This is a genomic window from Streptomyces sp. Isolate_45 (assembly GCF_024721315.2).
Lineage (GTDB): Bacteria > Actinomycetota > Actinomycetes > Streptomycetales > Streptomycetaceae > Streptomyces.
Genome location: NZ_JANFAK020000054.1, coordinates 42,375 through 49,282, shown reverse-complemented (window position 1 = coordinate 49,282; position 6,908 = coordinate 42,375). Strand labels below are relative to the sequence as shown.

Annotated in this window: 5 protein-coding genes, 1 tRNA gene and 1 pseudogene; 1 reads left to right on the top strand and 6 read right to left on the bottom strand. The window is 71.6% G+C overall.

Annotated elements, in window-relative coordinates; genetic code table 11:
* Positions 1-149: 149 nt before the first annotated feature.
* From thrC to NOD94_RS19245, 5 genes are all read right to left on the bottom strand, one after another.
* Positions 150-1,220, bottom strand: a complete 1,071-nt coding sequence (gene thrC, locus NOD94_RS19265) for a threonine synthase (protein ID WP_281207220.1) — start codon at positions 1,218-1,220, stop codon at positions 150-152.
* 6 nt (positions 1,221-1,226) lie between these two features.
* Positions 1,227-2,531 (bottom strand): homoserine dehydrogenase, encoded by a 1,305-nt coding sequence (locus NOD94_RS19260; protein WP_281207219.1) that lies wholly within the window; start codon positions 2,529-2,531, stop codon positions 1,227-1,229.
* A gap of 156 nt (positions 2,532-2,687) precedes the next feature.
* Positions 2,688-4,079, bottom strand: a complete 1,392-nt coding sequence (gene lysA / locus NOD94_RS19255) for a diaminopimelate decarboxylase (protein ID WP_281207218.1) — start codon at positions 4,077-4,079, stop codon at positions 2,688-2,690.
* A 17-nt stretch (positions 4,080-4,096) separates the two neighbouring features.
* Complete coding sequence (nrtL, locus tag NOD94_RS19250) at positions 4,097-5,041, bottom strand: ArgS-related anticodon-binding protein NrtL (RefSeq protein WP_281207217.1); 945 nt, start codon at positions 5,039-5,041, stop codon at positions 4,097-4,099.
* Positions 5,042-5,221: 180 nt separating this feature from the next.
* The gene (locus tag NOD94_RS19245; RefSeq protein WP_281207222.1) at positions 5,222-5,692 is read right to left on the bottom strand and encodes a response regulator; all 471 of its coding nucleotides are present in this window, start codon (positions 5,690-5,692) and stop codon (positions 5,222-5,224) included.
* A gap of 106 nt (positions 5,693-5,798) precedes the next feature.
* On the opposite strand from NOD94_RS19245, the gene NOD94_RS19240 reads away from it, so the two are divergent.
* Positions 5,799-5,870: transfer RNA gene (locus tag NOD94_RS19240), tRNA-Arg, on the top strand.
* 217 nt (positions 5,871-6,087) lie between these two features.
* On the opposite strand, the pseudogene NOD94_RS19235 reads toward NOD94_RS19240, so the two are convergent.
* A pseudogene (locus NOD94_RS19235) lies at positions 6,088-6,762 on the bottom strand (tyrosine-type recombinase/integrase); the annotation flags it as partial.
* Between the last annotated feature and the right edge of the window lie 146 nt (positions 6,763-6,908).

Here is a 6,908-nt window from a genome sequence, read left to right as displayed (position 1 = left end):
CCCCCCCCCGCGCCCCCCCCCCCCCCCCCCCCCCCCCCCCCCCCCCCCCCCCCCAAAGCCCCCCCCCCCCCCCCCCCCCCCCCCCCCGCCCCCCCCCCCCCCCCCCCCCCCCCCCCCCCCCCAAACTCGGCGTCGAGCCGGAGCTCGGGTCAGATCAGGCCGAGGCGGGCGGCCGCGGCCTCCGCGTCCACCGGAATGGTGACCGGCTGCGGGGCGCCGGCAACCGCCCAGTCGGGGTCCTTCAGGCCGTTGCCGGTGACGGTGCACACGATCTTCTGGCCCGGATCGACGAGCCCGGCCTCGGCGGCCTTGAGCAGGCCCGCCACGGACGCGGCCGACGCGGGCTCGACGAAGACACCCTCCTGCGCGGCCAACAGCCGGTAGGCGGCCAGGATCTGGCGGTCCGTCACCTCGTCGATGAAACCGCCGGACTCGTCCCGCGCGGCGAGCGCGTAGTCCCAGGAGGCCGGGTTGCCGATCCGGATCGCGGTGGCGATGGTGTGCGGCTCCTTGACGACCTCGCCGCGCACGATCGGCGCGGACCCGGAGGCCTGGAAACCCCACACGCGGGGCGTACGGGAGGCCAGGCCGTCGGCCTTGTACTCCTTGAAGCCCTTCCAGTACGCGGTGATGTTGCCGGCGTTGCCGACGGGCAGCACGTGGATGTCGGGGGCGTCGCCGAGCGCGTCCACGATCTCGAACGCGGCCGTCTTCTGGCCCTCGATGCGCACCGGGTTGACGGAATTGACCAGCGCGACCGGGTAGTTGTCGGACAGCGCGCGGGCCAGGTTCAGGCAGTCGTCGAAGTTGCCGTCGACCTGCAGGATCTTCGCGCCGTGCACGAGGGCCTGACCCATCTTGCCCAGCGCGATCTTGCCGCGGGGCACGAGCACCGCGGACACCATGCCGGCGCGCACCGCGTAGGCGGCGGCCGAGGCGGAGGTGTTGCCGGTGGAGGCGCAGATGACGGCCTTGGCGCCCTCTTCCTTCGCCTTGGTGATCGCCATGGTCATGCCCCGGTCCTTGAAGGACCCGGTGGGGTTCGCACCCTCCACCTTGAGGTGGACCTCACAACCCGTGCGCTCGGAGAGCAGCTGGGCGGGGACGAGGGGCGTACCGCCCTCGCGGAGGGTGACCACGGGGGTCGTGTCCGTGACCGGCAGGCGGTCCCGGTACTCCTCGATGATGCCCCGCCACTGGTGGGTTCGGTTGCTGCTCATGGGTCCTTACTCCCCTTCAACGCGCATGATGCTGGCGACACCTCGTACGGTGTCCAGCTTCCGCAGCGCCTCGACGGTCCCCGAGAGGGCGGCGTCGGGCGCGCGGTGGGTGACGACGACGAGGGAGGCCTCATTGCCGACCCCGTCGGGACGTCCTTGCTGTCGTACCGTGTCGATCGACACGCCGTGCTCCGCGAAGGTCGTCGCCACCTGGGCGAGGACACCCGGCTTGTCCGCCACGTCGAGGCTGATGTGGTAGCGGGTGACGACATCGCCCATGGTGCTGACCGGCAGCTGGGTGTACGCCGACTCGCCGGGCCCCTTCGCCTCCGCGAGCTTGTTGCGGCAGACCGCGACGAGGTCACCGAGGACCGCGGACGCGGTCGGTGCGCCACCCGCGCCGGGACCGTAGAACATGAGCCGCCCGGCGGCCTCCGCCTCGACGAAGACGGCGTTGTACGCCTCGCGGACGGAAGCCAGCGGGTGGGTCAGCGGGATCATCGCCGGGTGCACGCGGGCCGTCACGGACTGCCCGTCGGCGGCGCGCTCCAGGATGGCGAGGAGCTTGATGGTGCAGCCCATCCGCTTGGCGGAGGCGAAGTCCGCGGCGCTGACCTCGGTCATGCCCTCGCGGTACACGTCGTCGAGGCGGACCCGGGTGTGGAAGGCGATGCCGGCCAGGATCGCGGCCTTGGCGGCGGCGTCGAAGCCCTCGACGTCGGCGGTGGGGTCGGCCTCCGCGTAACCGAGGGCGGTGGCCTCGTCCAGCGCCTCCTGGTAGCCGGCGCCGGTCGAGTCCATCTTGTCGAGGATGAAGTTCGTCGTGCCGTTGACGATGCCCATCACCCGGTTGATCTTGTCGCCGGCGAGCGACTCGCGCATCGGGCGGACCAGCGGGATGGCGCCGGCGACGGCGGCCTCGTAGTAGAGGTCGAGCCCGGCCGCCTCGGCGGCGGCGTGCAGCGCGGCGCCGTCCTGGGCGAGGAGCGCCTTGTTCGCGGACACGACGGACGCGCCGTTCTCGAAGGCGGTGGTGATCAGGGTGCGGGCGGGCTCGATGCCGCCGATGACCTCGATGACCACGTCGATGTCGCCCCGTTTGAGGAGGGCGGTCGCGTCGGTGGTGACGAGCGCGGGGTCGATTCCCTCGCGGACCTTGGAGGGGCGGCGCACGGCGACACCGGCGAGCTCGACCGGCGCACCGATCCTGGCCGTCAGGTCGTCGGCGTGCGTCGTCATGATGCGCGCCACCTCTGAGCCGACCACTCCACAGCCCAGCAGCGCCACCTTCAGCGGACGCGTACGCATCATTCGACCTACGCCTTTCGATCTTTCTGCATTCCCCGGCGCGCGGTTACGCGTCAGGTATGAACCAGTCTCACTCAATGGACATCAGTTTCCATCCTCGGTCCATTGAGTGAGACACCCATTTTCAGGGTTCCAGGGCTTCCCCCAGAAACATGACGGTCATCCGAGGTCGAGACGCAGGAGATCTTCCTCCGTCTCGCGGCGGACGATCACCCGTGCCTCTCCGTCGCGCACGGCGACGACCGGCGGACGGAGCGCGTGGTTGTAGTTGCTGGCCATGGACCTGCAGTAGGCACCGGTGGCCGGCACGGCGAGCAGGTCGCCGGGCGCCAGGTCGGCCGGCAGGAACGCGTCCTTGACCACGATGTCACCGCTCTCGCAGTGCTTGCCGACGACACGGACGAGCATGGGCTCGGCGTCCGAGACGCGGGACACGAGGTTGACGGAGTACTCGGCGTCGTAGAGCGCGGTGCGGATGTTGTCCGACATGCCGCCGTCGACGCTGACGTACGTCCGCAGCCCTTCGAGGGGCTTGATGGTGCCGACCTCGTAGAGGGTGAAGGCGGTGGGGCCGACGATGGCCCGGCCCGGCTCGACGGAGATCCGCGGCGCCCGCAGGCCGGCGCTCTCGCATTCGCGGGCGACGATCTCCGTCAGCGCCTTGGCGATCTCCTGCGGCTCGCGCGGATCGTCGGCGGACGTGTACGCGATGCCCAGGCCACCACCGAGGTCGATCTCGGGGAGCTCGACGCCGTGTTCGTCGCGGACGGCGGCCAGCAGCCGGATCACCCGCTTGGCGGACACCTCGAAGCCGGCCATGTCGAAGATCTGCGAGCCGATGTGGGAGTGCACGCCGAGCAGGTCGAGGCTGTCGTGCCCCAGCGCACGGCGCACGGCCTCGGCGGCGCTGCCGTCGGCCACGGCGATGCCGAACTTCTGGTCCTCGTGGGCGGTCGCGATGAACTCGTGGGTGTGCGCCTCGACGCCGACGGTGACGCGGATCTGCACGGGCTGGCGCACGCCCAGCTCACGGGCGACGTGGGCGACGCGGGCGATCTCCTGGAAGGAGTCGAGGACGATGCGCCCGACCCCGACCTCGATCGCCCGACGGACCTCCGCCTCGGACTTGTTGTTGCCGTGGTAGGCGATCCGCTCGGCGGGCATCCCGGCGGCCAGCGCCGTGGACAGCTCGCCGCCCGAGCACACGTCCAGGTTCAGGCCCTCCTCGCGCAGCCACTTCACGACGGCCTTGGACAGGAACGCCTTGCCCGCGTAGAAGACGTCCGCCTCCTTGCCGAAGGCGTTCGCCCAGGCGCGGCAGCGGGCGCGGAAGTCCTCCTCGTCGAGGAAGTAGGCGGGAGTGCCGAACTCCTCGGCGAGCCGCGTCACTTCGATGCCGCCGACGCAGGCGACGCCGTCGTCGTTGCGCGTGACGGTACGGGCCCAGACCTTCTCGTCCAGCTTGTTCAGGTCGGCGGGCGGCGGCGCGTAGTGCCCTTCGGGCAGGACGTCGGCGTGGCGGGGCCCGGCGGGGTGCGCGGAACGGCTCATCGGAATCTCTCTTCGCATCACAGGAAGTCGGGGGCGTCGATGCCGAGCAGGGCGAGGCCACCGGCCAGCACCGTCCCGGCGGCTTCGGCGAGTGCCAGCCGGGCGCGGTGGGCGGCCGAGGGTTTCTCGTCTCCCCGGGGCAGGACGTCGTGCTGGAAGTCGAGCAGCGCGTCGGCGACGGTGACGAGGTGCCGCACGAGCCGCTCGGGCGCCCGGTGGTGCGCGGCGGCTTCGAGGACGAGGGGGTACTCGGCGAGGGCGGCCAGCAGGGCGGGCGCGTCGACGTCGCCGGGCTCGCCCCGGAACCCGAGGTGTTCGGCGTTGCGGTGGAGCGCCCGGGCGCGGGCGTGGGCGTACCGGACCCGGAAGAGCTCGCTGGACTCGTCCTGCACCAGGAGTCCGGCGGTGAACGAGGGGGTCTCGCGCGCGGGGGCGCCGAGCATGGCCCAGGCGGCCGCGTCGGCCCCGTAGGCGGCGACGACGTCCCCGTCGCGCCGGGCGACGGGAGCGACGGCGGGCGGGCCGTCGGCACCCGGCGGGGTGTCGGCGTCGGCCGCCTGGCTCCACCGGATCCGGGCGACGGCGTCGCGCACGACGCGCGCGCGGGGCTCGCCGTCGGGGGCGTGTCCGTACCGGGCGCCGCGCGCGCGGACGTCCCGTACGAGGGCGGCGGCGGAGCGGGACGCGAGGGTGAAGTTGAGGAACCCGGCGCCGGTGACCTCGACGTTCTCGATGCCGGGCTCGGCGGCGAGCCGACCGGCGAGAACACGGGCGACGTGGGCCGGCGCGGCCCCGGCGCCCTTGGCGACCTGGAAGGCGACCGGCGACGCGTAGTCCCCGACTCCCCCGGGCCGCGTCGGCTCGACGACGACGCGCGCGGGCACGGTCCCACCCAGTTCCCCGTCCTCGACGGCACGGCGCACGGCACGTACGACGGCACGAGAGAGGTCGGCGGGGATCACGACACCCAGCCTAGGGGAGAAGCCCGACGGGCATGCATCGGGTTTCGGCATGTGAACAGGGGGACGGACACGGGGGGCGAAACGGCGCGGAGGTACGGGCGGCACGGCGCGGAGCTACGGGGCGGGACTCGACGGCGGCCCATCGCGGAGGGGGCACCGAAAGACTAAAAGGAAGGGGGCTCAGCCCCTCCCTCTCCCAGCCGGGGTCCCTTTCCGCTCGCGCCGGTCCCTGCGCTCGACGAGCCGCCGTACGACGCGAACCAGCTCGGCGGGCTCGAAGGGCTTGGCGACGAACGCGTCGACCCCCGCGGAGATCCCGGCCTCGACCTCGTACTGCGTGCAGGCGCTCACGATGGCAACGGGCAGGTGCCGCGTCCGCGGATCGGCCCGCAACTGCGCGGCCGCGCCGAACCCGTCCAGCCGGGGCATGACGACATCAAGGGTGATCGCGTCGGGATTCACGCGGTGGACGATGTCCAGGCACTCGACACCATCGTTCGCGGTCACGACCTCGAAGCCCTCCAGCTCGAGATTGACCTTGATCAGCTGCCGGATGACCTTGTTGTCGTCGACAACAAGCACCCGGCCCGAGGCGCCTGGCACAACTCGAGAGTAGGTCCGCCGCCGCCCCCGCGTCCGGGTTTTCGCCACTTCCACCCCCTCCGGGCGACCGACCTCCCCCTCCCACCCAAAACGGTTCCTGATCACCCCGGGGATGCTGGTAGTGTTCAACCCGTCGCCGCAAAGCGAACGACACGCCCCCGTAGCTCAGGGGATAGAGCAACGGCCTCCGGAGCCGTGTGCGCAGGTTCGAATCCTGCCGGGGGCACTTCGCAGGAAGTGCCCAAGACCCCGCCATCAGCGGCAACGCTGAGACGGGGTCTTCGTGTATGCGCGGCCAACTGCCGCCGTGTGCACCCGTATGCCAGCGGCTGCGGACTGTTCGTGGACAGATTCTTGGGGCATCGCCCCAGGTCAGCCGCAAGGACGCAGAAGGCCCCCGGACAGGTCCAGGGGCCACGCGGGCTGTCTCCAGTCACTCGCGATCACTCGTACTCGCGCAGCAGATCTTCGATCCGGCGGTTGGCCACCTCCTGACGGCCGTCGAGGCACTTCGCGTACCGACTGAGCAGCACCTCCACGCTGTTGCCCGCGCGCTCCGCGACCTCGGTCGGGTCCACGCCGGCGTTGAGCCACGTGGACAACGCCGAGTGCCGGAGGTCATAGGGCCGACTCGCCGGCGGTGAGGCAGCCGCGGCCGGCGGCAGGGCGAGGAGCCGGGCCTCCTGCCACGCCCGGTAGTACGTCGAGGAGGACACCACTCCCCCGGTCTCACTGAAGAACAGCCTGCCGTCCGCAGCGGTCCCGAAGGTGTCGAGGTGCTCTCGGAGGATCATCACGAGCTGAGGAGGTAACGGCACCTGGCGCACGTCCTCGGTGGGCCGGTTCTTCAGCCCGCGGTCGTCGTGGCTCTCCCCCGAATCGGTCCGCTTCTTGCCCGCACTCGGCCGGGTCCGGTGGAGCACAGCGGTTCCCCAGCCGGATGCCGGCAGCGTCAGATCCGACTCGGCCAGCCCCACGACCTCGGCCGGCCGGAAGCCCCCGAAGTACATCCCGGCGAAGAGCCCCACCAGGCGCCGGCCCCGGGCTCGGCGGTAGCCCCCGACGTAGGAGACTGCGGTCAGCAGCGACCGGGCCTGCTCCGGATTGGCCACGACCCGTCGAGAGCGCCTGGTCGCTGGAGACAGACTGGTCTGGCTGTCGGATCGGGAGGGGCCGGACAACTGTCGGAGTGTCGTATTCGAAGCTGACGGCTTCTGCCAGGTGACGTACCGAACTTCGTCACCGCAATTCCATTCATCAGGCA